A 2864-nucleotide genomic window follows, 5' to 3' on the forward strand; every position below is an offset into this window, starting at 1 on the left:
CGTGTTTTTTAGTTTGTTTGAACGAAAGTTCATTTTGTTTTCGTTCTTAAGTTGATGGGCATGTGGCGGTACCCCTAAAAAGTGATTATACTGGAAGTTCATTGTGATTCTGCAATCGGCCCCATTCTTTAATAAAGATAGCGCTCAATTTGTTCTATTTAATAATGGGAGTTGGTCGTACAATGACATTAGGTGATACCAAACTGGGGTGATGTCAATGATATTAGTAAGTTCTTGTTTAGCAGGATTAGGCGTAAGATATAACGGTACACATTGTTTAGATCATAAAATCAGTCAACTAATAGGAGAGAATAAAGCAATACCTGTATGCCCTGAATTGCTAGGGGGTTTTTCGACCCCCAGAGAACCTGCTGAAATAATAGGTGGCAACGGGGAAGATGTATTGGATGGGACAGCAAAAGTAATCGAAAAATCGGGTAGAGACGTTACGGAACTATACATCAAAGGAGCTTATACTACTTTAAAAAAAGCAATTGATAGTAATGTAACAGTAGTTGTTCTTAAGGAGTATAGTCCATCCTGTGGAAGTTCAATGATTTATAATGGTGAATTTATTGGGAAGAAAATTGCTGGGAATGGAGTTACAACTGCTTTATTATTAAGAAACGGTATACGAGTAATTTCAGAAGAACAGTTTGCCGATAATTTTGATGAGATAATATAATATTCCCTCAATTAAAGGGCGCTTTCTTGTATAAGGAAGCGCTCATTCTCTATTTAACAGGGATTTGTTTTTCGGAAAATCCCTTAATCCACCTTTTCGAGGGGTTGGGCAAAAACACCCAAATTAACTCAAAATGATGTTGCTCACTATTTAAATGTTGTTCGTTCTACATATACCAATTGGGAAGCGGGAAGATCAGAACCTGACATTTCCACTCTAATCAAAATTGCTGATCTATATAACATTAGTTTGGACAACTTAGTTGGCAGAGAATATCGAATTCCACCACAAGTCGAGGTTATTTTAGACCAAATTTCTGATTTAGACACAGAACCACAAAAGAAAGCACTAAACCTCTTAGTGGAATATACATACTTGGTGAAAAAGTATTTTATGTAGGTCTCACACTCCTTATTTTAACGTATAAACACCTTTAAACATCAAGGTAATATGAATCCTCTATTGAAGATTCTAAAACAAAATACGGAGCGTTGCAGCGCTCAATATTTCAAATTAAAGATATTGTATTTGAATCCATAATAAAAGAAATCATTTCCAAAATAAAGAGGTAAAATTTTACATAATTTTACATAATTTTACCATATTAACCAATGAGGGCTACGGCTCTCTTTTTTTATTTTCATTCGACAAAATGTGACAAAATAGTTGTAACTGAATTTGTTATACTTGCTTGAGAAATCTTACATTTTGAAAGGGAGTAAAGTCATGGGGAAAAAGAAAAAAGAGAAACAACCAAGTGAATTAGAACTTGCCAAGCAAGCTATAGCTACCAAATATCAAAAAGAATATGGAATCACTCCTATCATCGCAACTGTTGCCCTTGGAGGAATTAAAACTGGGTACGCTGCGGTTTCAAAAGAACACATTCAAACATTCACTTACGATAGAGATGCCAAGGATGTAGTAAGTATCTCTACGCATCATTTCAGTGACTATACAAATGTCTTTATTGATCATTACGCAATTAAATCAAACTTTGAGTTCAAAGGGATGAAAGACATTTTTACCTTTAATTCGAATGGATCTGGTAAAGAAATAGAAAGCTTGATTAAAAGTTATACGGATATTGAAATACATAAAACTGAACGTAAATGGTACCAAAAGATACTTGGATTCCGTTCTGGTAGCAAGGTCAAAATGGTAATTGCTTCTTTAATTTATCTGGTAATTGTCGTTTCTATTTTCAATACTATTACAGGAAAGAAAGAAGAACCGAAACAAGAAGTAAAATCTGCCGTCACTACAAATACAGCCCCTGTAAAGGAAGAAAAGCAAGTTGAACCGAAGCCAGTAGAACAGCCGATTGATAAGAAACAAGATAAAATTAATAAATTTAAAGATGATACGCAAAAGAGATTAACAGAAACCTATAAGAAAATTGATGGTGTTAATCCTATAGTATCTATTAGTGATGATGGGAAATTAATTACTTTGGCTTTCGATTTAGATGCATATGCAAAACACGATAAGGTAGACAAAGAGTTGTCTGTGTCCACTTTTAAAACATCTGCTGGACCATACGAAAGATATAAGGGAACAGCGTTCAGAGCGTATGGGAAAGAAGCCAATATCTCAAACAAAGATGATATCGTAGTTAAAATTGTAGATTCATCTAATAATCAAGTTGTAATTGATGATGTAGGACGTTATAGGGAAGAACCAAAGCAGGCTACTACTCCAGCAAGTCAGCCTGAGGAACAACCAAATCAAGCGGAGCAAAATAATGTAGTGTACGAAAATTGCACACAAGTGAAAAAAGCCGGTAAGGCTCCAATTAAACAAGGTGAGCCTGGATATAGCAAGAAATTAGACAGAGATGGAGATGGGATCGCTTGCGATAAGTAAAAGGTACTCAAAAGAGTACTTTTATTTTTTCTCAATGTATAAAATAACTTAACATGGTAAAATAACATTTGGATTGGCGTCCAATACATATTATTAAAATTAAAGTGGTTCAAGTCGGAGGAAGGCACTTTAGGGTGTCTTTTCTTTTTTCTTATTTTTATTTAGAAGGTATTCTAAGTATTTACAAACTATCATCAACAATCCTCCAAAAAAAATTAAAGGAAACATTAAATATGAAAGAGCCAATTTACTCTTAACGGGGTAAATTTCGGCTCTTTTTTAGATAAATTCTCTTAGCGTGGTTTTTTTCCGA

General features: G+C 34.2%; 2 protein-coding genes and 1 pseudogene. All 3 read left to right on the forward strand.

What is annotated here, in order from left to right:
• The first annotated feature begins 217 nt into the window (after nt 1-217).
• The 3 genes and pseudogenes from PDQ68_RS28400 to PDQ68_RS28410 all read left to right on the forward strand — a co-directional run bounded on the left by PDQ68_RS28400 (nt 218) and on the right by PDQ68_RS28410 (nt 2551).
• Nucleotides 218-685, forward strand: a complete 468-nt coding sequence (locus tag PDQ68_RS28400) for a 2-thiouracil desulfurase family protein (RefSeq protein ID WP_270708792.1) — start codon at nt 218-220, stop codon at nt 683-685.
• Nucleotides 686-817: 132 nt separating this feature from the next.
• Nucleotides 818-1084 (forward strand): annotated as a pseudogene (locus tag PDQ68_RS28405) (helix-turn-helix domain-containing protein); the annotation flags it as partial.
• 327 nt (nt 1085-1411) lie between these two features.
• A complete protein-coding gene (locus tag PDQ68_RS28410; protein WP_270787159.1) occupies nt 1412-2551 on the forward strand; it encodes an excalibur calcium-binding domain-containing protein in 1140 nt (379 codons plus the stop codon).
• The last annotated feature ends 313 nt before the right edge of the window (nt 2552-2864 follow it).

Origin of the sequence: Bacillus cereus group sp. Bc010 (genome assembly GCF_027716745.1) — a bacterium.
Taxonomy (GTDB): domain Bacteria; phylum Bacillota; class Bacilli; order Bacillales; family Bacillaceae_G; genus Bacillus_A; species Bacillus_A pacificus.

What these genes read in the sequence shown, in the direction of transcription:
- PDQ68_RS28410 (WP_270787159.1), top strand. Translation starts at nt 1,412, where the DNA reads ATGGGGAAAAAGAAAAAAGAGAAACAACCAAGTGAATTAGAACTTGCC.
- PDQ68_RS28400 (WP_270708792.1), top strand. Translation starts at nt 218, where the DNA reads ATGATATTAGTAAGTTCTTGTTTAGCAGGATTAGGCGTAAGATATAAC.